The organism is Curtobacterium sp. Curtsp57 (genome assembly GCF_047324335.1).
Taxonomy (GTDB): domain Bacteria; phylum Actinomycetota; class Actinomycetes; order Actinomycetales; family Microbacteriaceae; genus Curtobacterium.
In genome coordinates this window covers 327,135-352,817 of the sequence record NZ_CP168511.1, presented here as the reverse complement: position 1 = coordinate 352,817, position 25,683 = coordinate 327,135, and the positions used below count along the sequence as shown (strand labels likewise).

Here is a 25,683-nt window from a genome sequence, read left to right as displayed (position 1 = left end):
AGTCCTGGGCATGATCGGCGATCTCGGCCCATTCGGAGCCGGCGCCTGCCTAGACTTGACTGCTGCTGAACCCTCGAATCCTACAGGTTCACTGCACGGAACAACAGGAAGGCACCACCCTCGTGACACGCGTCGGATCCCCCGTCGGCCAGGAGACCCGGACCAGGTGGTGGTCCCTCCCCCGCGTCGTCGACCAGCGGGTGGTCGTCCTCGCCTGGGCGTCGTTCGTCGTCGAGGTCGTCCTGATCGGCACGGGTGGGCTCGTCCGCCTCACCGCGTCCGGCCTCGGATGCCCGACCTGGCCCCGATGCACCGCCGACTCCCTCGTGTCGACGCCGGAGATGGGCGTCCACGGGATCATCGAGTTCGGCAACCGTCTGCTGACCTTCGTGCTCGTGATCGTGGCCATCGCGATGTTCCTGCTGGTCGTCCGGACGCGTCGTACCCGCCCGGAGTTGTTCTGGCTCGCGTTCGCCCAGGGCGCAGCGATCCCCGTGCAGGCGGTCATCGGTGGTCTGAGCGTCCTCACGAACCTGAACCCCTACGTCGTCGGGCTGCACTTCGTCGTGTCGACGCTCCTGACCGCGGTGACGGCCACCCTCGTCTACCGGTCGATGAACGGGCCTCGCACCGCCTCGCGGCTGGTCCCCGGATGGTACGTCGGCGTCGTCCGGGGCACGATCGCCGCCACCGCCGTCACGGTCCTCATCGGCATCCTGACCACGGGCAGTGGCCCGCACGCCGGCGCGGACGAAGCGGTCGACGGCGGCCGCCTGCACCGCACGGGGCTCGACCCGGCGATCCTGCAGCACGTGCACGCGGTCCCGGCGTACGTCCTCTTCGCGCTGACCCTGGTGCTCGTCGTCGGTGCCGTGCGACTGCACCTCTCCAGCCGATGGGCGCTCGTCCTGCTCGTCGTGGAGTTCGTGCAGATCGCCGTCGGCCTGACCCAGGCACGCACCGGGCTGCCGGTCGGGCTGGTCGGCACGCACATGGTCCTCGCCGGGCTGCTCGTCGGCGCCGTCACCGTCGTGACGCTGTCCACGCGGGCATCGGGCGGGCGCAAGGCGGTCCGGGAGCCCCTGCCCCGCTGACCCCCACCGCACCCGCCACCCGCGAAAGCGACAGTGTCCGCCCGGATCCCGGGCGGACACTGTCGCTTTCGCATCTGGACGCACGCACCCAGGGGACGCTGCGTCACGCGCCGGTCACGGTCGGACGGGAGGCTCGTGGCGGGCCCGCAACGAGCCTCCCGTCCGACCGCTCCGCCCGTTCCCGCCCACAACGCGCGAATCGCCGCCCGCGGCGGCGGCGCGCCTGCGGCGGCGCACCCGCGCCAGCCCCAGGCCGCAGCACCTAGAAGGTGAAGACCTGCGGGAGCAGGGGGTCGATGCCCACCGCGATGAAGAGCAGCGTCAAGTAGGTGATCGAGCTGTGGAAGACCCGCATCGGCTGGACCTGTTCCACGTGCTGGATCGCCCGGTTGTAGAGCTTGTGCGACTCGACGACGAACCAGACACCGCCCGCGAGCGCAACGACCGAGTAGAGCGGCCCCATGTGTGCGACCGGGATGAGCAGCAGCGAGCAGACGAGCGTCGCCCACGCGTACAGCACGACCTGCAGACCGACGACCGTGCGACCCCGGACGACGGCGAGCATCGGCACGTCGGCGGCGTCGTAGTCGTCGCGGTACTTCATCGACAGCGGCCAGTAGTGCGGCGGGGTCCAGAGGAAGATCACCATGAAGAGGATCACGGGCGCCCAGGTCAGCGACCCCGTGACGGCCGCCCAGCCGATGAGCACGGGCATGCAACCGGCTGATCCGCCCCAGACGATGTTCTGCGGCGTGCGGCGCTTCAGCCACAGCGTGTAGACGAAGACGTAGATCAGGATCGCGGCGACGCTGAGCGCTGCGGCGAGCCAGTTGACCAGGAACCCGAGGACCGCGGTCGACCCGATCGCGAGCACCCACGAGAACACCAGTGCTTCACGATCCGAGAGCTCGCCGGTGACGAGCGGCCGCGTGCTGGTCCGCTTCATGAGGCGGTCGATGTCGCGGTCGATGTAGCAGTTGAACGCCGACGCCGACCCGGCCGACATCGCGCCGCCCAGCAGCGTCCAGAAGACCAGCCACAGGTTCGGCACCCCGCGCTCGGCGAGGAACATCGTCGGCGCCGTCGTGACGAGCAGCAGCTCCATCACACGCGGCTTCGTCAGCGAGACGTACGCTCGGACCTTGCGGGACAGCGTCGAGCGACGCTCGGTGTCGGGCCTGGTCACGGTGGCAGTCGGCAAGGGGACCTCAGTCTGTTCGCTTCAGCTCGCACGCTCGGTGGACGACGCCATCGGCGTCCGGGCATGCGCTGACCCGGAATGTTCACGGGTCATCGACAGTTTACGGGATGGAAGCGCCGCGACGATGCCCCGCTCCCCATCCGGTGGAGAAGTCGACGAGATGCGTCCCGAGACCGCCGCAGAACCGCGGAACAGCGGGCGACACGCCCGGAGCGGCAACGCGCGAGGACCGCGTCCATGAACATCGGGGGTCACCTGAACCCCTTCTGAGTGGCGGGTCACTATGCTGGAGACGCCCTCCCGCAGTGTGCCCCGACGAAGCCGGCCGCGAAAATGCGCCGGTCGGCCGCCGGTGACGGCGACACGACGGAGCCCCGGGATGGGAACCATGTCCGTGCGATGGCACGAGCCCTCGCACATGTCGCTACAGAAGGGTCAACATCCAAGTGGCTGAATTCACCTGGGACGCCATCGACCGGAAGGCCGTCGACACGGCCCGCGTTCTCGCCGCCGATGCGGTCGAGGCCGCCGGCAACGGTCACCCCGGCACCGCGATGAGCCTCGCGCCGCTCGCACACCTCCTCTTCCAGAAGGTGATGCACCGCGACCCGAGCGACTCCACGTGGATCGGCCGTGACCGGTTCATCCTCTCCGCTGGACACGCATCGATCCTCCAGTATGTGCAGTTCTACCTGCACGGCTACGGCCTCGAGCTCGAGGACCTCCAGCACCTCCGCAAGTGGGGCTCCAAGACCCCGGGTCACCCGGAGTACGGCCACACCGACGGTGTCGAGATCACCACCGGCCCGCTCGGCCAGGGCCTCGCGTCCGCCGTGGGCTTCGGCTACGCGCAGCGCTACGAGCGCGGTCTCTTCGACGCAGAAGCCGGCGAGGGCCAGTCGCCCTTCGACCACTTCACCTACGTGATCGCCGGTGACGGCGACATGCAGGAGGGCGTCACCAACGAGGCAGCGAGCCTCGCGGGCCGTCAGCAGCTCGGTCGCCTGGTCGTCTTCTACGACTCGAACCAGATCTCGATCGAGGACGACACCGACATCTCCTTCTCGGAGAGCGTCCCGGACCGCTACGAGGCCCTCGGCTGGCACGTCCAGACCGTCGACTGGAAGAAGACCGGCGAGTACACCGAGGACGTCGAGTCCCTGTACGCCGCGATCGAGGCCGCGAAGGCCGAGACGACCAAGCCGTCGCTCATCGTCCTCAAGACGATCATCGGCTGGCCGTCGCCGACCAAGCAGAACTCCGGCAAGATCCACGGCTCCGCGCTCGGCGCCGAGGAGATCAAGGGCCTCAAGGAGGTCCTCGGCTTCGACCCCGAGCAGACCTTCCACGTCGACCCCGAGGTCCTCGAGTACACCCGCGGCGCGGTCGCCAAGGGTCAGGCACAGCACGCCGAGTGGCAGAAGACCTTCGACGCGTGGGCCGAGTCCCACCCGGAGCAGAAGGAACTGTTCGACCGCGTCATGTCGAAGACCCTCCCCGAGGGCCTCGAGGCAGCGCTGCCGGACTTCCCGACCGACAAGGCCGTCTCCACCCGCGCCGCGTCCGGCAAGGTCATCAACGCCATCGCGCCGCTGATGCCCGAGTTCTGGGGCGGTTCCGCGGACCTCGCGGAGTCGAACCTCACCACGATCGAGGGCGCCAAGTCCTTCGGCCCGCTCGACGCGGCCACCAAGGCCTGGAGCACCGACCCGTACGGCCGCGTGCTGCACTTCGGCATCCGCGAGCACGCGATGGGCTCGATCCTGTCCGGCATCGTCCTGCACGGGAACACCCGCCCCTTCGGCGGCACGTTCCTCATCTTCAGCGACTACATGCGCCCGGCCGTCCGTCTCGCCGCGCTCATGCAGGCGCCGGCGATCTACGTCTGGACGCACGACTCGGTCGCCCTCGGTGAGGACGGCCCGACGCACCAGCCGATCGAGCAGCTCTCCGCACTCCGCGCGATCCCGGGTCTCGACGTCGTCCGTCCGGCCGACGCCAACGAGGTCGCGTACGCGTGGCTCGAAATGCTCAAGCACCAGGACCGCCCGGCCGGCATCGCGCTGAGCCGTCAGAACCTCCCCGTCTTCGAGCGTGGCGACGGTGACGCGTCCGGCGAGGTCTTCGCATCCGCGAAGAACGTCGGCAAGGGCGCGTACGTCCTGGCCGAGGCGCCGAACGGCACCCCGGACGTCATCCTCATCGCGACCGGCTCCGAGGTGCAGATCGCGGTCGAGGCCCGTGAGCAGCTCAAGGCCGAGGGCATCAACGCCCGCGTCGTGAGCGCCCCGTCGCTCGAGTGGTTCCGCGCCCAGAGCGAGAACTACCAGGACCAGGTCCTGCCGAAGGACGTCACCGCGCGTGTCTCGGTCGAGGCCGGGATCGCGATGAGCTGGCGCGACATCGTCGGCGACAAGGGCCGCAGCGTCTCGATCGAGCACTTCGGTGCGTCGGCCGACTACCAGACGCTCTTCAAGGAGTTCGGCTTCACGACGGAGCACGTCGTGGCCGCCGCGAAGGAATCCATCGCGGCTTCCTGACCCTGATGGGCCGGGTCCGGTTCGCCGGATCCGGCCCTTCTTCCGGGAGGCCCGGCTCGGCTCCGCCAGTCGCCTCCCGGCCCCACACCACGACACCAGGGCCCGCATCACCTCCGCGACGCGGGCCGGTCGACGAAAGAAGAAGAGAAACACATGGCTGACACCACCCCCACCGCCGAGCTCTCCGCCGTCGGCGTGAGCATCTGGCTCGACGACCTCTCCCGCGAGCTCCTCGAGACCGGCCGTCTCGACGGCCTCATCGAGGACCGCAACGTCGTCGGCGTGACCACCAACCCGACGATCTTCGCGTCGGCACTCGCCAAGGGCGAGCGCTACGACTCGCAGGTCAAGGAGCTCGCCGCCGCTGGCACCGAGGTCACCGACGCGATCTTCGCGATCACCACGCAGGACGTCGCGAACGCGTCGGACCGCTTCAAGGCGATCTACGACGGCACCAAGGGCTTCGACGGCCGCGTCTCGATCGAGGTCGAGCCGGGCCTCGCCCACGACACCGCGAAGACCATCGAGCAGGCCAAGTTCCTGTACGAGAAGGTCGGCCGCGAGAACGTCCTCATCAAGATCCCCGCGACGCTCGAGGGCCTGGAGGCGATCACCGAGGTCATCGGCGCCGGCATCTCCGTCAACGTCACCCTGATCTTCTCGCTCGAGCGCTACCGCGCCGTCATCGACGCCTACCTCGGTGGCCTCGAGAAGGCGAAGGCGGCTGGCCACGACCTCTCGAAGATCCACTCGGTCGCCTCGTTCTTCGTGTCGCGCGTCGACACCGAGATCGACAAGCGCCTCGACGCGATCGGCTCGGACGAGGCGAAGGCCCTCAAGTCCAAGGCCGGCGTCGCCAACGCGCAGCTCGCCTACCAGGTCTGGGAGCAGGCGTTCGACTCCGAGCGCGCCAAGGGCCTCCTCGAGGCCGGTGCCAACACCCAGCGTCCGCTCTGGGCCTCGACCGGTGTCAAGGACCCGTCGCTCTCCGACACGCTCTACGTGACCGAGCTCGCCGCCCCGCACACCGTCAACACCATGCCGGGCAAGACCCTCGAGGCCACGTTCGACCACGGCCAGGTGCACGGTGACGCGATCTCCGGCTCCTACGACGCCGCCAACGGCGTCATGGACCAGCTCGCCGCGGTCGGCATCGACTACGACGACGTCGTCGCGCTCCTCGAGAAGGAGGGCGTCGACAAGTTCATCGTCTCCTGGGGTGAGCTCGTCGAGACCGTCAAGACCGCTCTCGAGAACGCCAACAAGTAAGTGACGGTCTCCATCGCAGCCACCGGCGACGCCGCGCGGGCCATCGACAAGATGGTCCCGCAGCTCGTCGCCGACCTGGTCGCGTCGGGGATCACCGCGGAGGACCCCGAGCTCTGGGGTCCGGCAGCCGAGGCCGAGGCGTCCGAGCGCCTCGGGTGGGTGGAGGCCGTCTCGGTCTCCACCCCCCTCGTGGCGCAGATCGAGGCCCTGCGCGACTCCCTCCGTGCCGAGGGAGTCGACCACGTCGTGCTCGCCGGCATGGGGGGATCGTCGCTCGCTCCTGAGGTCATCACGCGGACGTACGGCGTCCCGCTGACGATCCTCGACTCGACGAACCCGGCACAGGTCCGGGCCGCCGTGGAGCACGACCTCGAGCGCACCGTCCTCGTCGTCTCGTCGAAGTCCGGTTCCACGATCGAGACCGACGCTCAGCGCCGGGTGTACGAGCAGGCGTTCCGCGATGCCGGGATCGACCCCGCGCAGCGCATCGTCGTCGTCACCGACCCGGGTTCGCCGCTCGAGGCGTCTGCTCGCGACGCCGGCTACCGGGTGTTCACCGCCGACCCGAACGTCGGCGGCCGGTTCTCCGCACTCACCGCGTTCGGCCTCGTGCCGTCGGGTCTGGCCGGAGCGGACATCCAGGAGCTCCTCGACGAGGCCGACGCCATCTCGGCGCTCCTCGCCGTCGACACCGACGAGAACCCCGGGCTCGTGCTCGGCGCGGTCCTCATGAGCGTCGATCCGACGGTGTCGAAGATCGGCATCGTCCCGGACGGCACCCACATCGTCGGGTTCGGCGACTGGATCGAACAGCTCCTCGCCGAGTCCACCGGCAAGGACGGGCTCGGGCTCCTGCCCGTCGTCCTCACCCCGGACTCCCCCGAGGTCACGAACGTCCCGGCGGACATGCAGATCATCCGCATCGTCGGGTCGCGCGGGGCCGAACGCCACGTGGCTCCGAACGAGGCCGAGATCGACGGCACGCTCGGCGGCCAGATCCTGGTCTGGGAGTACGCGGTCGCAGTGGCCGGTCGCCTCATGGGGATCAACCCCTTCGACCAGCCAGACGTCGAGGCCGCCAAGGCCGCCGCGCGAGCCCTGCTCGACGGCGGAGCCGGCGACGGCTCCCGACGACCGGAACCCGCCTTCGAGGAAGCGGGCACGGCGGTGACGGCGACCGGCTTCGAACCGGGCACCACCATCGCCCAGGCCGTGACGGGCCTCCTGTCCGGTCTCGGCGACCGCGGCTACGTCGCCGTCCAGGCGTACGTCGACCGCACGACGAGCCAGTCCCTCGAGCCGATCCGCGACCTGCTCGCGGCGCGCACCGGCCGTCCCGTCACCTTCGGGTACGGCCCCCGGTTCCTCCACTCGACCGGGCAGTACCACAAGGGCGGACCCGCGAACGGCGTGTTCCTGCAGATCGTCTCCGACGACCAGGCAGACCTCGACGTCCCCGGCCGCCCCTTCACCTTCGGCCAGCTCATCCGGGCGCAGGCAGCGGGGGACGCCAGCGTCCTCGCGCAGCACGGGCGCCCGGTCCTGACCCTGTCCACGCGGGACGTTCCCGCGCTCGCGCAGGCGCTCACGGCCGCAGTACGTTCCTGACACCAAAAGGAGTTCACCGACACATGTCACCGGTGGCGATCACCCCGGAGCACAACCCGCTCCGGCTGCCCACGGATCGTCGACTGAACCGCATCGCGGGTCCCAGTACCCTCATCATCTTCGGCGTGACGGGCGACCTGTCCCGCAAGAAGCTGATGCCCGCGGTGTACGACCTCGCGAACCGGGGGCTCCTGCCTCCTGGATTCGCGCTGGTCGGGTTCGCTCGACGTGACTGGGAGGACCAAGACTTCTCCCAGCTCGTCCACGACGCGGTCAAGGAGCACTCGCGTACTCCATTCGACGAGGACGTCTGGCGGCAGCTCGAACAGGGCATCCGCTTCGTCCAGGGGTCTTTCGACGACCCCGACGCGTTCGTCCAGCTCAAGGAGACGGTCGACGCACTCGACGCCGAACGCGGGACGCTCGGCAACCACGCGTTCTACCTCTCGATCCCCCCGAAGATGTTCCCGGTCGTCACCGAGCAGCTGAAGCTGTCCGGCCTGACCGAGAAGCGGGACGGTTCCTGGAGTCGCGTCGTGGTGGAGAAGCCGTTCGGCTCCGACCTCCGCACCGCGCGCGAGCTGAACGCGATCGTCGAGAGCGTCTTCGCTCCCGATGACGTGTTCCGCATCGACCACTACCTCGGCAAGGAGACGGTCCAGAACCTCCTGACGCTGCGGTTCGCGAACCAGATGTACGAACCCATCTGGAACTCGAACTACGTCGACCACGTGCAGATCACGATGGCCGAGGACATCGGCGTCGCCGGACGTGCCGCGTACTACGACGGCATCGGCGCGGCGCGCGACGTCATCCAGAACCACCTGCTCCAGCTCCTCGCGCTCACCGCGATGGAAGAGCCCGTCTCGTTCAAGGCCGGTCACCTCCGTGCCGAGAAGGAGAAGGTGCTGTCCGCGGTGGAGCTCCCGGACGACCTGTCGACCGCCACCGCACGCGGGCAGTACGCCGGCGGCTGGCAGGGCGGCGAGAAGGTCCTCGGCTTCCTCGAAGAAGCGGGGATGAACCCGGAGTCCGGCACGGAGACGTTCGCGGCCATCAAGCTGAACATCGCCACGCGACGGTGGCAGGGCGTCCCGTTCTACCTGCGCGCCGGCAAGCGCCTCGGCCGCCGTGTCACGGAGATCGCGATCGTGTTCAAGCGCGTCCCCGAGGACGTGTTCGGCATCCCGCAGTCCCCGCTCGGCCAGAACGCACTCGTCATCCGCGTCCAGCCCGACGAGGGCGTGACGCTGCGCTTCGGGTCGAAGGTCCCCGGCGTCGGCACCCAGGTGCGCGACGTGACGATGGACTTCGGCTACGGCCACGCGTTCACCGAGGCATCGCCAGAGGCGTACGAGCGACTCATCCTCGACGTGCTCCTCGGTGACCCGCCGCTCTTCCCGCGGCACCAGGAGGTCGAGCTGTCCTGGAAGATCCTCGACCCGATCGAGGAGTTCTGGGCCACGCAGGGCCAGCCCGAGCAGTACCGTCCCGGCACGTGGGGTCCGGCTTCGGCCGACGACCTGCTCGCCCGCGACGGCCGGACCTGGAGGCGTCCATGAAGATCGATCTGCCGAACACCACGGTCTCGAAGATCCAGAAGACCCTGGTCCACATCCGCGAAGAGGGCGGCGCCGTCGCACTCGGTCGTGTCCTGACCCTGATCATCTCGACGGCCCTCGGCCACGAGGAAGAGGCGATCGCGGCCGCGAACGAGGCATCGCGCGAGCACCCGATGCGCGTGATCATCGTGTCGAAGAACGACGGCGACATCCACTCGCCCGGTCGCCTCGACGCCCAGATCCGTGTGGGGAGCGACGCCGGCGCGAGCGAGGTCATCGTGCTCCGCGCCTACGGCGAGACGGCCACCGACGAGGAGAGCCTGGTCACGGGGCTCCTGCTGCCGGACGCGCCCGTCGTCGCCTGGTGGCCCGGCATCGCGCCGTCGAAGCCGTCCGAGTCCTCGCTCGGTCGCATCGCGCAGCGCCGGATCACGGACGCGGCTGCCCAGAAGGACCCGAGCATCGCGATCGCGGCGCTCGGAGCGTCCTACGTGCCGGGTGACACCGACTTCGCGTGGACCCGCCTGACCCTGTGGCGGAACCAGCTCGCCGCGGCGCTCGACCAGCCGCCGTACGAGCCGATCACCGGCGTCGAGGTCTCGGGGGCGAGCGACAGCCCGTCGACGATCCTCCTCGCCGCCTGGCTGCGGCTGCAGCTCCAGGTGCCCGTGTCCGTCGTCACGTCGCCGCGCGCGACCGGGTCGAGCGGCATCCACGGCGTCTCGCTGGTGCGCGAGAGCGGGACGATCGAGCTCGAGCGCTCCCTGGTCGACGTCGCGACCCTGTCGATGCCCGGCCAGCCGACGCACGATCTGTCGCTGCCACGCCGCAACCTGCGCGACTGCCTGGCCGAGGAACTCCGTAGACTCGACCCAGACGTCCTCTTCGGGGACGTCGTCAAGCACGGGGTGGCCCAGCTCCGCGATTCCGTCGCGGGCTGATCAAGCTCCACAGCGGTCCGGCCGGTCCCCGTCGTGACGACGGCGGTCACATCGGGTGGCCGCACCACGAACACGGGAGTCACGTGACCAACGAACGGCGGGTGCTGGTGCACCCGGACAAGCAGGCCCTCGGCGCCTCCGTCGCCGCACGGTTCATCACGAAGATCATCGACGTGCTCGACGAGCAGGAGCGTGCCGACATCGCGATCAGCGGTGGTTCGGTGTCGTCCCTGGTCCTCGCGGCCATCGGGCAGTCCCCGGCGCGCGAGAGCGTCGACTGGTCGAAGGTGCACGTGTGGTGGGTCGACGAGCGGTGGGTGCCGGAGGGTGACGCGGACCGCAACATCACCGGCACGCAGACGGACTTCTTCGACCACGTCGCGATCCCGGCGGAGAACATCCACCCGATGGCAGCGTCGGACGCCGGCCTGACCATCGACGAAGCGGCGACGCAGTACGAGCGCGAGCTCCAGGCTGCTGCGCCCGACTCGGCCGTCGCGCCGAAGTTCGACATCACGCTGCTCGGTGTCGGCCCGGACGGGCACACGGCGTCGCTCTTCCCGGAGTTCCCACAGCTCACCGTCACCGACCGCGTCGTGCTGTCGGTCGACGACTCCCCCAAGCCGCCGCCGCAGCGGCTCACCCTGACCTACCCGGCGATCAACGCGTCGCAGCGGGTCTGGGTGATCCTCTCCGGTGCCGAGAAGGCGTCCGTGCTCGGACTCGCCCTCGCCGGGGCCTCGGTGGACGAGGTCCCCGTCGGCGGCGTACAGGGCCGCAAGCGCACGGTGTTCTTCGTGGACCAGGACGCCGCGCGTGACGTCCCGGAGAACCTGATCGCGTCGACGTACTGACGCGCGCACTTCCGGACGGGAGGCACGGTGCCAGCTGGCACCGTGCCTCCCGTCTTCCGTGTGGTGCGGGTGCCGCGACGGGGGACGTGGCGGGTCGCACGCCCTGCCGGCGCGCGGGACGTGCCGGGTGCTACGCCCGCCGACCGGTCACAACACCCCGCTCACGTCCGCCGAGCGGTCACGAACAGTCGCTCGACGAAGCCTGGAGCGACAGGTTCCGACCGGTCGGTGGCGCGCGGGCGGGGTGTTGTGGCCACTCGCGGAGCCTCGCGGAGCCTCGCTGAGCCTCGCTGAGCCTCGCAGCGCCTCGCAGCGCCTCGCGAGTGTGCTGCGACACGACGAAGGCCCCCGCACCGGAGTGCGGGGGCCTTCGTGACGTCTGGTGCTACTTCGCGGTACCGCGACGCTGCCGGAGCTGCTGGAGCGCGTCCTCGAGGAGCTGCTCGGCTTCCTCTTCGGTGCGGCGTTCCTTCACGTACGCGAGGTGGGTCTTGTACGGCTCGGTCTTCGTGACCTGCGGCGGGTTCTCCTTGTCACGACCAGCCGGGAGCCCGGTGGACGGCGAGTCGACCGTCTCGGGGATCTCCTCGTCCGGCAGGGTGGCGGAGAAGTACCGCACGACCTCGTTGCCGAGGGCGTCCCAGTACGAGATCGCCACACGCTCTGCCTGGACCCCGCGGTCCTGCTCCCCCATGGGGCCCGCGCCGACGCGCGAACCTCGGATTGCACTGCCTCCGGTTGCCATGGATCAGCTCCCCGCCGTGAACTTGTTGATGAGCCCGAGCACGATGATCGACACGATCCAGAGGAGACCGAGGATCACCGTGATCCGGTTGAGGTTGCGCTCGGCCACGCCGGACGCCCCGAGGTTGCTCGTCACACCACCGCCGAACATGTCGGAGAGACCGCCACCGCGGCCCTTGTGCAGGAGGATGAGGAGCGTGAGCAGGAGACTCGTGATAGCGAGGAGCACCTGCAGCACGACGGAGAGAATCGCCACGACGTACCTTTCGTGTCAGTCAGCCGTACGAGTATACCGGCCGAGCAGGGCTCGGCCGGTACCCCGGACGGAACGGTGTGTCAGAGGCCGACGTGCTGGCGGAAGCGCGCGATGGCCGCGAACTCCTGGACGTCGAGCGACGCCCCACCGACGAGCGCGCCGTCGACGTCGGGCTCGCGCAGGAAGCCCGCGATGTTGCCCGACTTCACGGAGCCGCCGTAGAGCACGCGGGTCTCGGCAGCAGCCTCGTCGCCCCACGCCGCAGCGATCCCGCGACGGAGTGCTGCGCATTCGTCCTGCGCCTGCTCAGCCGTGGCCGCCTGGCCGGAGCCGATCGCCCAGACCGGCTCGTACGCGACGACGATCTCGGACGGCTTGACCGCGTCGAGCACGACCTGGAGCTGCTCGACCGGCACGACACCGGCTCCGCGGCTCTCGCGCTGCTCGCCGGTCTCCCCGACGCAGACGACCGGCACGAGTCCGTGCTTGACGGCGGCGGCGGTCTTCGCGGCGACGATCTCGTCGGTCTCACCGTGGACGGTGCGACGCTCGGAGTGCCCCACGATCACGTACGCCGCGTCGAGGGCAGCGAGGAACGCGCCCGAGACGTCGCCCGTGTGTGCCCCGGAGTCGTGCTGGGAGAGGTCCTGCGCACCGAACCGGATCGGGAGCTTGTCGGCGGAGATGAGCGTCTGCACGCTGCGGAGGTCCGTGAAGGGCGGGAACACCGCGACCTCGACGTCGTCGAAGTCGTGGCGCGCGTCCTTGAGGGTCCACGCGAGCTTCTGCACGGTGGCGATGGCCTGGAGATGATCGAGATTCATCTTCCAGTTGCCGGCGATGAGCGGAACGCGATTCATGCTGCGTCCTCCAGGATTCCGAAACGGAACGGAGTCCGCGTCATCGTGACCACCCCAGTGCTTCGAGACCGGGGAGCGACTTGCCCTCGAGGAACTCGAGGCTCGCGCCGCCACCGGTCGAGATGTGCCCGAACTGGTCGTCCGAGAACCCGAGGGACCGGACGGCAGCAGCGGAGTCGCCACCGCCGACGACCCCGAGCCCGTCGACCTCGGTGAGCGCCTGTGCGACGGTCTTCGTGCCCGCGGCGAAGGCCGGGAACTCGAACACGCCCATCGGGCCGTTCCAGAACACGGTCTTCGAACCGGACACGGCCGAGGCGAACCGCGCCGCCGTCTCCGGGCCGATGTCGAGACCGATGCCGTCGGCGCCGAACGAGGAGGACTCGATGGCGTCGGCGGCGACCGTCTCGTGGTCGGCGTCTGCGGAGAAGCCGGACGCCACGACGACGTCGGTCGGCAGGTCGATCGTCACGCCCAGCTCGTCGGCCTTGCTCAGGTAGGAGCGCACGACGTCGAGCTGGTCCTGCTCGAGCAGGGACTTGGCGACACCGTGGCCCTGCGCCGCGAGGAAGGTGAAGAGCATGCCGCCACCGATGCACAGCGTGTCCACCTGCGGGAGCAGGTGGTCGATCACGCCGAGCTTGTCGCTGACCTTCGAGCCGCCGAGCACCACCGTGTAGGGGCGCTCCGGGTTCGTGGTCAGACGCTCGAGCACGCGGAGCTCGGTCTCGATGAGCTCACCGGCTGCCGAGGGCAGCGCGGAGGCGAGCTCGTACACGGAGGCCTGCTTGCGGTGCACGACGCCGAAGCCGTCCGACACGAAGGCGTCGGCCAGAGCGGCGATGCGGTCCGCGAAGCCACCGCGCACGGCGGCGTCCTTCGAGGTCTCCTCCGGGTTGAAGCGGAGGTTCTCGAGCAGCAGGACGTCGCCGTCCCCGAGGGCCTCGGCGGCCGCGGTGGCGTCGTCGCCGACGGTCTCGCCGACGAACGTCACCTCTTTCCCGAGCAGCTCGGAGAGGCGCTGGGCCACCGGGGCCAGCGAGTACTCCGGCGCCGGCGACCCGTCGGGACGGCCGAGGTGGGAGATGACGATGACACGCGCGCCGGCGTTGATGAGCGTGTTGAGCGTCGCGAGCGACGCCCGCACGCGGCCGTCGTCCGTGATCACGCCGTCCTTGAGCGGGACGTTCAGGTCACAGCGGACGACGACACGCTTGCCGGCGAGGTCGCCGAGGTCCTCGAGGGTGCGGAGGGTCATGCTCAGAGTCGCTCGCCCACGAACTCGGTCAGGTCGACGAGGCGGTTCGAGTAGCCCCACTCGTTGTCGTACCACGACGTGATCTTCACGAGACCGCCGATGACCTTGGTCAGGCCGGAGTCGTAGATCGACGAGTGCGGGTCCGTGGTGATGTCGGTCGACACCAGCGGGTCCTCGCTGTAGAGCAGGATGCCCTTGAGGGGGCCCTCAGCGGCCTCCTTGTAGGCCGCGTTGATCTCGTCGACGGTGACCTCGGCCTTGGTCTCGAGCGTCAGGTCGGTGATCGACCCGGTCGGGACCGGCACGCGGAGGGCGAAACCGTCGAGCTTGCCGGCGAGCTCCGGCATGACCTGACCGATGGCCTTGGCGGCACCGGTCGAGGTCGGGACGATGTTGAGGGCAGCGGCGCGGGCGCGACGCGGGTCCTTGTGCGGGCCGTCCTGCAGGTTCTGGTCGGCGGTGTACGCGTGGACCGTGGTCATGAGACCGCGCTCGATGCCGAACTTGTCGTTGAACACCTTGGCGAGCGGCGCGAGGCTGTTCGTGGTGCACGAGGCGTTCGAGATGATGTTGTGGTTCGCCGGGTCGTACTGGTCCTCGTTCACACCGAGCACGATGGTGACGTCGTCACCCGTGGCCGGGGCGGAGATGATGACCTTCTTGGCGCCGGCGTCGATGTGCTTCTGCGCGTCGGCGGCCTTGGTGAAGAACCCGGTCGACTCGATGACGATGTCGACGCCCAGCTCGCCCCACGGGAGGTTGGCGGGGTCGCGCTCCGCGAGGACCTTGATCGGCTTGCCGTCGACGACGATGTTGTCGCCGTCGAGCTCGACGGAGACGCCGAGACGGCCCGTGATGGAGTCGAACTTCAGCAGGTTCGCCAGCGCGGCGTTGTCGGTGAGGTCGTTCACCGCCACGATCTCGAGGTCGCTGCCCTTGGCGAGGGCGGCCCGGAAGAAGTTACGGCCGATGCGGCCGAAGCCGTTGATGCCGATCTTGACGGTCAATGGATCTCCTGTTGGGTGTGGAGCGCCCAGGGGGCGCTGCTTTCGGAGTCGCGAGCCCTCGTCGGGCCCGCGTGTGGTGACGATACGCCCCGTAACGTCGCCGTAACGACCCTAGCAGTCGGAGCATCAGCGCCCGCCCGTGTGACGTCCAGGAAGCGCCACGCAGGGACGGGTCGGACGAGGGGGCCTCAGGCGCCCTCGAGCTCCTCGGGGACGCTGGCCTCGGTGCCCGGGATGTCGAGTTCCGCGGCACGCTTGTCGGCCATCGCGAGGAGGCGGCGGATGCGGCCGGCGATGGCGTCCTTGGTCATGGGCGGGTCGGCGTGCTGGCCGAGTTCGTCGAGCGACGCGTCCCGGTGTGCGAGCCGCAGGGACCCGGCGTACTGCAGGTGGTCGGGGACCTCGTCGCCGAGGATCTCGAGCGCGCGCTCGACCCGTGCGCACGCTGCGACCGCGGCCTGGGCCGAGCGGCGGAGGTTCGCGTCGTCGAAGTTCACCAGGCGGTTGGCGGTCGCGCGGACCTCCCGGCGCTGGCGCATCTCCTCCCACTCGGCGGTGGTGCGCGCTGCACCCATCACCGTGAGCATCTGCCCGATGGCCTCGCCGTCGCGGATGACGACGCGGTGCACCCCGCGGACCTCACGGCCCTTCGCGGCGATCCCGAGACGCGACGCGGCTCCCACCAGGGCCATCGCCGCCTCGTTGCCGGGGCAGGTCACCTCGAGCGCTGCGGCGCGACCCGGGTCGGTCAGGGTGCCGGCTGCGAGGAACGCACCGCGCCAGATCGCGGCGAGGTCCTCGCGGTTCCCGGTGGTCAGCCGGTTCGGCAGCCCGCGGACCGGACGACGGCGGGCGTCCATGAGCCCGGTCTGGCGTGCGAGGGTCTCCCCGGCCTCGAGCACGCGGACCAGGTAGCGGGTGCCACGCCGAGCGGACGCCGAGGAGCCGACAGAGGCCTCGCTGCGGACGCCGTAGAGCTCGGCGAGGTCCTTGCGGACACGGTGCACGATGATCCGGGTGTCGAGCTCGACCTCGACGGCGATGCGGCCGGAGATCACGTGCAGCCCGCCCGCGAAGCGCAGCACGGTCGCGAGCTCGGCGGCACGGACCGTGTTGCGGCCCACGACGACCCTGGCCAGTTCGTCCTTGACCTCGGCAGTCAACGGCACAGCATCATTCCTAACGTTTCTGGTGGTGGGGCTCGTCGGTCCCGGTGGCGCAGCCGTGTGGAGCGGCCGGTGGGACGGTCACTCCCGGCCGAGATCTCGGTTCTTCACACGCACGGCGACGTTGGGCATCCCACGGAGGAGACTCGCCAACTCGGCGACGATGGCGACCGAGCGGTGCTTCCCGCCGGTACAGCCGATGGCGATCGTAGCGTGTCTTTTGTTCTCGCGCTGGTAGCCGTCCAGCACGGGCTCCAGCACCGCGGCGTACCGGTCCACGAACGGACGGGCACCGGACTGGGCCAGGACGTAGTCCGAGACGGGCTTGTCGAGGCCCGTGTGCGGCCGGAGTTCCGGCACCCAGTACGGGTTCGGGAGGAACCGCACGTCGGCGACCATGTCCGCGTCCGGCGGCAGCCCGTACTTGAACCCGAAGCTCATCAGCGTCACCTGAACACCTGTGAAGCGGTCCTCGGCGAACTTCTCGATGACGGTGTTCGCGAGCTGGTGGATGTTGAGGTCCGAGGTGTCGATGATCACGTCCGACGCCTCTCGGAGACCGAGGAGTCGCTGGCGCTCACGGGCGATGCCGTCCAGCAGCGTGTCCTCGCCCTGCAGGGGGTGCGGTCGGCGGACCTGCTCGAACCGTCGGACGAGCACCTGGTCCGTCGCCTCGAGGAACAGCACGCGCACCCGTGCGGAGGTGCTCGCACGCAGCTGCTCGACGGCGGCTTCGGGGTCGGTGAAGTGCCGCCCACCACGCACGTCGACCACCGCGGCGAGCTTCGGGATCTTCTCCCCCGCCCGGTCGGCGAGATCGGTCAGCGGACCGAGCATCTGGGTCGGCAGGTTGTCGACGACGTACCAGTCGAGGTCCTCGAGGGCCTTGCCGACCGTCGACCTGCCCGCACCGGACATCCCGGTGACGATGAGGACGTCGTGCTGCGGCTTCGGTTCGGTGTCGGTCATCTGGGAGATATGCTCCGTCGTCGCTGCCCGGGCGCGTCGCCAGGGGTCTCCGGGACGGCCCGGCCGGGTGGTCTCGGGTCGGTTGGGCTCGCGGACAAGGCTATCCCCCGACACGCGCGGTCCGCAGGCCGGCCTGGAGGCTCGTCACGCGTCATGCAGGCAGGTGCGGACCGTCGGCTGTCGTCTCCGGGACCTGCACCGGGCCTCCTGAGCGGGTCGCGTCTGTGTCCTGTGCACCCGGCTCCGCCGGCTGGGGCGCGCTCGTCGGCGACTCGCCGGTCGGCGTGCTCGTCGGCACCGTCGTCAGCTTCCTGACCACCGCAGCGGCGGTCGCCGGACCCACCCCGTTGACCTCGGCGATCTCCTCCGCCGTGGCGGACCGCAGTCGCGCCACCGAACCGAAGTGCTTCAACAGCGCACTCACCCGGCTCGGCCCGAGACCCGGGATCTCCGAGAGCTGCGTGCGGACGTCGCGCTTGCGCCGTCCCCGCTGGTGGGTGATCGCGAACCGGTGCGCCTCGTCGCGGATGCGCTGGATGAGGAAGAGCGCCTCGGAGTTGCGCGGCAGGATCACCGGGAAGTCGTCGTCCGGCAGCCAGAGTTCCTCGAGCCGCTTGGCGATGCCGACCAGCGCGATGTCGGTGACACCGGCTTCGTCCATCGCCCGCTTCGCCGCCTGGACCTGGGGCTGGCCGCCGTCGACGATGAGCAGCTGCGGGCGGTACGCGAACCGCTTCGTGGGCTTCTCCACCGCGACCACGCCGTCGGCGTTCTGGTCCGGCTGCTCGGGCAGCTCGGCGTCCTCGTCGAGGCGCGCGAGCCGACGGGTCAGCACCTGGTGCATGCTGTCGGTGTCGTCGCGGGTCTCCGCGATCGAGTACCGCCGGTACTGGTCCTTGCGGGGCAGCCCGTCCTCGAACACCACCATCGACGCCACGACGTTCGTGCCCTGCAGGTGCGAGATGTCGTAGCACTCCATCCGCAACGGCGCCTCGGTCATGCCGAGCGCTTCCTGGATGTCGGCCAGGGCCGCGGCACGCGTCGTGTAGTCGGCCGAGCGCTTGGTCTTGTAGAGCATCAGCGCCTGCTGCGCGTTCTGCGACGCCGTCCGTGCGAGGCCGGCCCGGTCACCGCGCTGCGCGGTGCTGAGCTTCGTCCCCCGCCCGCCGCGACGGTCGCTGAGCCACTGCTGCAGCGCGTCAGCGTCGTCGGGGAGCTCCGGGACGACGACCTCTCGGGGCGGCTCGGACTCGGCCGTGCCGTCGGCGTAGTTGCCCTGAACGATCTGTTCGACCAGGTCGCCCGTCGAGATGTCGAGCTCCTTGTCCACGACCCAGCCGCGGACACCGCGGATGCGACCGCCGCGGACCGAGAACAGCTGCACGGCGGCGGCGAGCTCGTCCTCGGCGATGCCGAACAGGTCGAGGTCCACCGAGTCGCGGAGCACGACGGCCGACTTCTCGAGGACGGCCTCGAGCGCCTCGACCTGGTCGCGGTACTTCGCGGCCTGCTCGTACTGCATCGCGTCGGCGGAAGCGCCCATGCGCTGCCGGAGCTCGGTGATCACCCGGCGGTCGTAGCTCGCCATGAACCGGACGAACTCCTCGACCAGGGCACGGTGCTCCGCGATCGTGACCCGCTGCGAACACGGTCCGCCGCACTTGCCGATCTGCCCGGGGAAGCACGGCTTGCCGGTCTGCATCGCTCGCTTGTACGAGGAGTCGGAGCAGGTGCGGATCGGGAACACCTTGATCATCAGGTCGATCGTGTCGTGCACGGCCCAGATCTTCGGGTACGGCCCGAAGTACTTCGCGCCCTTGATCTTCCGGTTCCGCGTCACCATCACCCGTGGTGCTTCGTCCGCCATCGTGATCGCCATGTACGGGTACGACTTGTCGTCCCGGAACTTGACGTTGAACGGCGGATCGAACTCCTTGATCCAGGTGTACTCGAGCTGGAGCGCCTCGATCTCGGACCCGACGGTCGTCCACTCGACGCTCTTCGCCGTGAGGACCATCCGGCGGGTGCGCTCGTGCAGCGTCGGCAGCGGCGCGAAGTAGTTGCTGAGCCGCGCCCGGAGGTTCTTCGCCTTGCCGACGTAGAGCACCCGGCCGTTGCCGTCACGCCAGCGGTAGACGCCCGGGTCGGTCGGGATCTCCCCCGCCTTCGGACGCCACGGGACGGTGTCCGCCACCTACCGAGCACCCGCCTTCGTGCCGCGCTTCAGCGTGCCGGTCTCCGTGACCGTACGGGCGCCGACGGAGCGCTCCTTGCCCACGCGGGCGTCCTGCGCGTCGAAGATCTCGCGCAGGAAGACACCGGTGTGGCTCTCGGGGACGTCCGCGACGAACTCCGGGGTGCCCGTCGCCAGGACGGTGCCACCACCGGAACCACCTTCCGGACCCATGTCGATGAGCCAATCAGCCGACTTGATGACGTCGAGGTTGTGCTCGATCGTGATCACGGTGTTGCCCTTGTCGACGAGTCCTTGCAGCACGAGCAGCAGCTTCCGGACGTCCTCGAAGTGCAGGCCCGTCGTCGGCTCGTCGAGCACGTACACGGTGCGACCGTTGGACCGGCGCTGGAGTTCCGTCGCGAGCTTCACGCGCTGCGCCTCGCCGCCGGAGAGGGTCGTCGCGCTCTGCCCGAGGCGGACGTACCCGAGACCCACGTCGACGAGGGTCGCCATGTAGCGGTGGATCGCGGAGATCGGCTCGAAGAACTCGGCAGCTTCGCTGATCGGCATGTCGAGGACCTCGGAGATGTCCTTGCCCTTGTAGTGCACCTGCAGCGTCTCGCGGTTGTACCGCGCGCCACCACAGACTTCGCACGCGACGTAGACGTCGGGGAGGAAGTTCATCTCGATCTTGATCGTGCCGTCACCAGAGCAGTTCTCGCAGCGACCGCCCTTCACGTTGAAGCTGAAGCGACCGGGCTGGTAGCCGCGGGCCTTCGCTTCCGGGGTCTCGGCGAAGAGCTGCCGGATCCGGTCGAACACACCCGTGTAGGTCGCCGGGTTCGACCGCGGGGTGCGGCCGATCGGTGCCTGGTCGACGTGGACGACCTTGTCGAGCTGGTCGAGTCCCTTGACGCGGGTGTGCTTGCCGGCGATGTGCCGTGCGCCGTTGAGCTGGTTCGCGAGCACCTTGTAGAGGATGTCGTTCACGAGCGTCGACTTTCCGGAACCGCTGACGCCGGTCACCGCGGTGAACACCCCGAGCGGGAAGTCGACGTCGACTTCCTTGAGGTTGTTGGCGCGGGCGCCCTGCACGCTGATCACGCGCTTCTTGTTGATCTTCCGGCGCTCCGACGGCATCTCGATCATGCGACGCCCGGCGAGGTAGTCGCCCGTGATCGACTCGCGGTTCTCGATGATGCCCTCGTACGAGCCCGAGTGCACCACGTTGCCGCCGTTCACCCCGGCACCGGGACCGATGTCGACGACCCAGTCCGCCGTGCGGATCGTGTCCTCGTCGTGCTCGACGACGATGAGGGTGTTGCCGAGGTTCTTCAGCTTCACGAGCGTGTCGATCAGCCGGCGGTTGTCCCGCTGGTGCAGCCCGATGCTCGGCTCGTCGAGGACGTAGAGCACGCCCGTCAGCCCCGACCCGATCTGGGTCGCGAGCCGGATGCGCTGCGCTTCGCCGCCCGACAGCGAACCGGCGCCACGGGACAGCGTGAGGTAGTTGAGCCCGACCTCGAGCAGGAACTCGAGGCGCGCCCGGATCTCGCGCAGCACGGCCGCGGCGATGTGGGCTTCACGGTCGGTGAGGGTCAGGGTCTCCATGAACGCGTACGCGTTGTCGAGGCTGAGCTCGGTCACGTCCGCGATGCTGCGGTCCGCCACGGTCACGGCGAGGACCTCTGGCTTGAGCCGGGTGCCGTCGCACACCGGGCACGGGACCTCGCGCAGGTACCCCTGGAAGCGCTGCCGCTGGGAGTCGGACTCCGCCTCGGCGAACTTGCGCTCGATGTACGGCATCACGCCTTCGAAGCCGCTGGTGTAGCGCATCTCGCGGCCGAAGCGGTTGCGCCAGGACACCGAGACCTCGAAGTCCTTGCCCGTGAGGATCGCTGCCTGCACGGACGCGTCGAGCTGGTTCCAGGGGGTGTCGAGCCGGAAGCCGAGTTCCTTGCCGAGACCGGCGAGGAGCTTCTCGAAGTACGAGTACAGGCCGCTCGTGCCGGTCCAGGGCAGGAGGACACCGTCGGCGAGCGAGGCTTCCGGGTCGCCGAGCACCAGATCGGGGTCGACCGACATGCGCGTGCCGAGGCCGGAGCACTCCGGGCAGGCACCGAACGGGGCGTTGAACGAGAACGTCCGCGGCTCGATCTCGGTGAGCGCCAGCGGGTGGTTGTTCGGGCACGACAGGTTCTCGGAGTAGGTCCTGACCGCGCCGGGCCCCTCGTGGTCGACGAGGTCGATCGCGACCGTGCCGTTCGTCAGGCGCAGCGCCGTCTCGAGGGAGTCGGTGAGGCGGCCGAGGATGTCGTCGCTCGCCACCAGTCGGTCGACGATCACCGAGATGTCGTGCTTGACCTGCTTCTTGAGCGTGGGCGGGCTGCTCAGCTGGATCCGCTCGCCGTCGACGATCGCGCGCGAGTAGCCGGACGCCGCGAGCTCCTGGAAGAGGTCGACGAACTCGCCCTTCTTCTTGGAGACGATCGGGGCCAGGACCTGGAACCGGGTACCGGTCTCCTGGGTCATGAGCTGGTCCGCGATCTGCTGGACCGTCTGCTTGCTGATGACCTCACCACACGTCGGGCAGTGCGGGACACCGATGCGCGCCCAGAGCAGACGCATGTAGTCGTACACCTCGGTGATGGTGCCGACCGTCGACCGCGGGTTGCGGTTCGTCGACTTCTGGTCGATCGAGACCGCTGGCGAGAGCCCCTCGATGAAGTCGACGTCGGGGCGGTCCACCTGCCCGAGGAACTGGCGCGCGTACGCCGAGAGCGACTCGACGTAGCGCCGCTGTCCCTCGGCGAAGATCGTGTCGAACGCCAACGAGGACTTCCCCGAGCCGGACAGTCCGGTGAACACGACGAGCGAGTCGCGCGGGATCTCGAGGTCGACGTCGCGCAGGTTGTGCACGCGCGCACCACGGACGCTGAGCGTCGAGGTGTCGTGCGGTGCAGCCCCACCGGGGAGGTGCTGGTCTGCGGGCTCGAGGTCGGCCGGCTCGGTGGTGGCGGAGTCGCCGAAGGCGCTCCGGCCGGAGGTCGCGGTACCGCGGTCAGAGGTGATGGTCATCACCGTCGATTCTACGAAGGAGGTCCGACATTCGGTCCGGGAACGGCATCAGACGAGTGCGTCGAGAGCGAACGCGACCCCCGAAGCACGCTCGCTCGCCTGCCAGAGCCGTGCCGCTTCGCCGCGGTCGTGCGCGCGCGGCTCGGCCGGGACGACCGCCGCCGGACCGCGGAGCTGCATGAAGCCGCCTGGCCCCCAGTACTGCCCGGACCGGACGTCGTCGCCCACCGCGGCGTGGACGAGCGGGTGTGCCCCGGCGTCCTTGCCCTGTGCGTACAGCCGTTGCCCCGGTCGGGTCCACGCCGGCTCGGTCCGTGCGGGAGCGATGGCGGGACGCGACGGTGCGAGGGAGTCCAACGAGAGGCCGGGGTGCGCGACCACGCTCGACACCGGGGAACCGGCGTCCGCGAGTCGCTCGGCGAGCTCGAAGCCGAAGAGCATCACCGCGAGCTTGCTGCGGGCGTACTGCCGGTAGCCGGAGTAGTGCCCGACCCGGAACGGATCCGACGGGTCGAGCGATGCCCATCGGTGCGCGATCGACCCGAGGTGGACCACGCGTCCCGCGGTCTCCTCGAGCAGTGGGAGCACGAGCGCGGTGAACGCGAAGTGTCCGAGGTGGTTCGTCCCCACCTGCAGCTCGGTCCCCTGCGCCGTGAACCGCTCCGTCCTCGATCCCACGACGCCGGCGTTGTTGACCACGGCGTCGATCGGGCCGAGTGCACCGAGCGCTGCCGCCGCTGTCCGGACGACATCGAGGTCGGCGAGGTCCACGTGCAGGTGCTCGAGCGCCGCGTCGGGAACGTGCCGGCGGATGCTGTCGGCGGCCGCCGTCGCACGCTCGGGGCTGCGGGTGGCGAGCACCACCCGGTGCCCGGCCGCGGCGAGCTGCTCCGCCGCGAAGTACCCCAGCCCGGCACTGGCGCCGGTGACCACGACGGTCTTCCGCGACCGCTCAGCGGACATGCCCGGCCGACTCCATCTGGCGCAACGCCTTCTTGAGGTCCTGGACCTCGTCACGCAGACGTGCCGCGAGCTCGAACTTCAGCTCGGTGGCCGCCTGGAGCATCTGGTCGTTGAGGTCCGCGATGGTCGCCTCGAGCTGCGTCGCGCCCTCTCCGGCGATGCCCCCGCGCTTGAGCGACGGCGTGGGTGCCCGACCGCGGTCCCGCGCCCCACCGCCCCGACGTTCGAGGAGTTCCTGCGTGTCGTCGTTCTCGCGGGCGAGCTGCTCGGTGATGTCGCCGATCTTCTTGCGGAGCGGCTGCGGGTCGATGCCGTGTTCCAGGTTGTACGCGACCTGCTTCTCGCGACGACGGTCGGTCTCCTCGATGGCCTGCTTCATCGAGTCGGTCATCTTGTCCGCGTACATCAGCACCTGGCCGGACACGTTGCGCGCGGCACGACCGATCGTCTGGATGAGCGAGGTCGACGAGCGGAGGAAGCCTTCCTTGTCGGCATCGAGGATCGCCACGAGCGAGACCTCCGGCAGGTCGAGGCCCTCTCGCAGCAGGTTGATGCCGACGAGGACGTCGTAGACACCCTGTCGCAGCTCGGTCAGGAGCTCCACGCGCTTGAGCGTGTCGACGTCGGAGTGCAGGTAGCGGACTCGGACGCCCGCGTTCCCGAGGAAGTCCGTGAGTTCCTCGGCCATGCGCTTGGTGAGGGTCGTGACGAGCACCCGCTCGTTCTTCTCGACGCGCTGCTGGATCTCCTCGAGCAGGTCGTCGATCTGCCCGTCGGAGGGCTTGATGACGATCTCTGGGTCCACGAGGCCCGTCGGTCGGATGATCTGCTCGACGACGCTGTCGGTGACGCCGAGCTCGTACCGACCGGGCGTGGCCGACAGGTAGACCTTCTGACCGGCGCGCTCGAGGAACTCCTCCCACGTCAGTGGACGGTTGTCGAGGGCACTCGGCAGGCGGAACCCGTGGTCGACGAGGGTGCGCTTGCGCGAGGCGTCGCCTTCGTACATCGCGCCGATCTGCGGCACCGTGACGTGCGACTCGTCGATCACGATGAGGAAGTCGTCCGGGAAGTAGTCGAGCAGGCAGTGCGGCGCTTCACCCGGCATGCGGGCGTCGACGTGCCGCGAGTAGTTCTCGATGCCGGAGCAGAAGCCGATCTGCTCCATCATCTCGATGTCGAACGTGGTGCGCATCCGGAGGCGCTGCGCTTCGAGGAGCTTGCCCTGCCCTTCGAGCTCGGCGAGGCGCTCGGCGAGTTCTTCCTTGATGGTGCCGATCGCCCGGTGCATGACGTCGGTGTCGGCGACGTAGTGCGACGCCGGGAAGATCGACACGGCGTCGAGGTCTTCGATCACGGAGCCGGTGAGCGGGTGCAGGGAGCTGAGCGCTTCGACCTCGTCGCCGAACATCTCGATGCGGATCGCGTGCTCTTCGTACATCGGGATGATCTCGATGGTGTCACCACGGACGCGGAACGTCCCGCGGGCGAAGTCGACGTCGTTGCGCTGGTACTGCATGGCGACGAACCGGCGGACGAGCTGGTCGCGGGAGATCGTCTGCCCGCGGTGCAGCGCCACCGAGGCGTTCATGTACTGCTCCGGCGTCCCGAGGCCGTAGATGCAGGACACCGTCGAGACGACGACGACGTCCCGTCGGCTGAGCAGCGAGTTCGTCGTGGAGTGCCGGAGGCGCTCGACCTCGGCGTTGACCGAGGAGTCCTTCTCGATGAAGGTGTCCGTCTGCGGCACGTACGCTTCCGGCTGGTAGTAGTCGTAGTACGAGACGAAGTACTCGACGGCGTTGTTCGGCAGCAGTCCACGGAACTCGGTGGCCAGCTGGGCGGCGAGCGTCTTGTTGTGGGCGAGCACGAGCGTCGGCCGCTGGACCTGCTCGATGAGCCATGCCGTGGTCGCCGACTTGCCGGTCCCGGTCGCGCCGAGGAGCACCACGTCGGTCTCACCGGCGTTGATCCGACCGGCGAGTTCCGCGATGGCCGCCGGCTGGTCACCGCTCGGCGAGTACTCGCTGATCACCTCGAACGGACGGACCGCGCGGGTGGGTTCGATCGCAACTCCCATGCCGTCAACACTAGGCGCGACCACCGACACCGAAGGGTCCCGCTCGCCCACGGCGTA

The 25,683-nt window shown here is 69.3% G+C and carries 19 protein-coding genes; 7 read left to right on the top strand and 12 right to left on the bottom strand.

The features are described from left to right. Positions 1–122 precede the first annotated feature (122 nt). A complete protein-coding gene (locus tag ACEN9V_RS01545) occupies positions 123–1,094 on the top strand; it encodes a COX15/CtaA family protein (RefSeq protein WP_413601852.1) in 972 nt (323 codons plus the stop codon). A 262-nt stretch (positions 1,095–1,356) separates the two neighbouring features. On the opposite strand, the gene ACEN9V_RS01540 is transcribed toward ACEN9V_RS01545, so the two are convergent. Then, entirely contained in the window at positions 1,357–2,295 is a 939-nt protein-coding gene (locus ACEN9V_RS01540) for a heme o synthase (RefSeq protein WP_413601851.1), read from the bottom strand. A gap of 446 nt (positions 2,296–2,741) precedes the next feature. On the opposite strand from ACEN9V_RS01540, the gene tkt reads away from it, so the two are divergent. The 6 genes from tkt to pgl all read left to right on the top strand — a co-directional run bounded on the left by tkt (position 2,742) and on the right by pgl (position 11,069). Continuing rightward, positions 2,742–4,835 carry a transketolase gene (gene tkt, locus ACEN9V_RS01535; protein ID WP_413601850.1) on the top strand — a complete coding sequence of 698 codons (2,094 nt, stop codon included), beginning with the start codon at positions 2,742–2,744 and terminating at the stop codon, positions 4,833–4,835. A gap of 153 nt (positions 4,836–4,988) precedes the next feature. Next, positions 4,989–6,104 (top strand): transaldolase, encoded by a 1,116-nt coding sequence (tal, locus tag ACEN9V_RS01530; RefSeq protein WP_413601849.1) that lies wholly within the window; start codon positions 4,989–4,991, stop codon positions 6,102–6,104. After that, positions 6,105–7,712 carry a glucose-6-phosphate isomerase gene (locus ACEN9V_RS01525; protein WP_413601848.1) on the top strand — a complete coding sequence of 536 codons (1,608 nt, stop codon included), beginning with the start codon at positions 6,105–6,107 and terminating at the stop codon, positions 7,710–7,712. Positions 7,713–7,735: 23 nt separating this feature from the next. Further along, positions 7,736–9,274, top strand: coding sequence for a glucose-6-phosphate dehydrogenase (zwf, locus tag ACEN9V_RS01520; protein ID WP_281264648.1), 1,539 nt, complete (start codon positions 7,736–7,738; stop codon positions 9,272–9,274). Beyond that, positions 9,271–10,215, top strand: a complete 945-nt coding sequence (locus ACEN9V_RS01515) for a glucose-6-phosphate dehydrogenase assembly protein OpcA (protein WP_281264649.1) — start codon at positions 9,271–9,273, stop codon at positions 10,213–10,215. Before zwf ends, ACEN9V_RS01515 begins: the two co-directional genes overlap by 4 nt. Before the next feature lie 83 nt (positions 10,216–10,298). After that, complete coding sequence (gene pgl, locus ACEN9V_RS01510; protein ID WP_281264650.1) at positions 10,299–11,069, top strand: 6-phosphogluconolactonase; 771 nt, start codon at positions 10,299–10,301, stop codon at positions 11,067–11,069. Between the two features lie 385 nt (positions 11,070–11,454). Here the strand turns inward: pgl and ACEN9V_RS01505 are convergent, their stop codons facing one another. The 11 genes from ACEN9V_RS01505 to uvrB form a co-directional block, all read right to left on the bottom strand. Then, positions 11,455–11,814, bottom strand: coding sequence for an RNA polymerase-binding protein RbpA (locus ACEN9V_RS01505; RefSeq protein ID WP_281264651.1), 360 nt, complete (start codon positions 11,812–11,814; stop codon positions 11,455–11,457). Between the two features lie 3 nt (positions 11,815–11,817). Beyond that, positions 11,818–12,069 (bottom strand): preprotein translocase subunit SecG, encoded by a 252-nt coding sequence (secG, locus tag ACEN9V_RS01500; RefSeq protein ID WP_056124375.1) that lies wholly within the window; start codon positions 12,067–12,069, stop codon positions 11,818–11,820. A gap of 80 nt (positions 12,070–12,149) precedes the next feature. Then, on the bottom strand, positions 12,150–12,929 hold the full coding sequence (tpiA, locus tag ACEN9V_RS01495; protein WP_413601847.1) for a triose-phosphate isomerase: 780 nt from the start codon (positions 12,927–12,929) through the stop codon (positions 12,150–12,152). A gap of 40 nt (positions 12,930–12,969) precedes the next feature. Continuing rightward, positions 12,970–14,187, bottom strand: coding sequence for a phosphoglycerate kinase (locus ACEN9V_RS01490; RefSeq protein ID WP_413601846.1), 1,218 nt, complete (start codon positions 14,185–14,187; stop codon positions 12,970–12,972). A gap of 2 nt (positions 14,188–14,189) precedes the next feature. Further along, positions 14,190–15,194 (bottom strand): type I glyceraldehyde-3-phosphate dehydrogenase, encoded by a 1,005-nt coding sequence (gene gap / locus ACEN9V_RS01485; RefSeq protein ID WP_413601845.1) that lies wholly within the window; start codon positions 15,192–15,194, stop codon positions 14,190–14,192. A 188-nt stretch (positions 15,195–15,382) separates the two neighbouring features. After that, the gene (gene whiA / locus ACEN9V_RS01480; RefSeq protein ID WP_281264655.1) at positions 15,383–16,363 is read right to left on the bottom strand and encodes a DNA-binding protein WhiA; all 981 of its coding nucleotides are present in this window, start codon (positions 16,361–16,363) and stop codon (positions 15,383–15,385) included. A gap of 78 nt (positions 16,364–16,441) precedes the next feature. Next, positions 16,442–17,329: an RNase adapter RapZ gene (gene rapZ, locus ACEN9V_RS01475; protein ID WP_413601844.1), complete on the bottom strand. Its 888-nt coding sequence runs from the start codon at positions 17,327–17,329 to the stop codon at positions 16,442–16,444. Between the two features lie 151 nt (positions 17,330–17,480). Then, on the bottom strand, positions 17,481–19,523 hold the full coding sequence (uvrC, locus tag ACEN9V_RS01470) for an excinuclease ABC subunit UvrC (RefSeq protein WP_413601843.1): 2,043 nt from the start codon (positions 19,521–19,523) through the stop codon (positions 17,481–17,483). Next, positions 19,524–22,583, bottom strand: a complete 3,060-nt coding sequence (gene uvrA / locus ACEN9V_RS01465; protein ID WP_413601842.1) for an excinuclease ABC subunit UvrA — start codon at positions 22,581–22,583, stop codon at positions 19,524–19,526. Between the two features lie 48 nt (positions 22,584–22,631). After that, a complete protein-coding gene (locus ACEN9V_RS01460; RefSeq protein ID WP_413601841.1) occupies positions 22,632–23,546 on the bottom strand; it encodes an SDR family NAD(P)-dependent oxidoreductase in 915 nt (304 codons plus the stop codon). After that, positions 23,536–25,614 (bottom strand): excinuclease ABC subunit UvrB, encoded by a 2,079-nt coding sequence (uvrB, locus tag ACEN9V_RS01455; RefSeq protein ID WP_281267583.1) that lies wholly within the window; start codon positions 25,612–25,614, stop codon positions 23,536–23,538. Before uvrB ends, ACEN9V_RS01460 begins: the two co-directional genes overlap by 11 nt. Between the last annotated feature and the right edge of the window lie 69 nt (positions 25,615–25,683).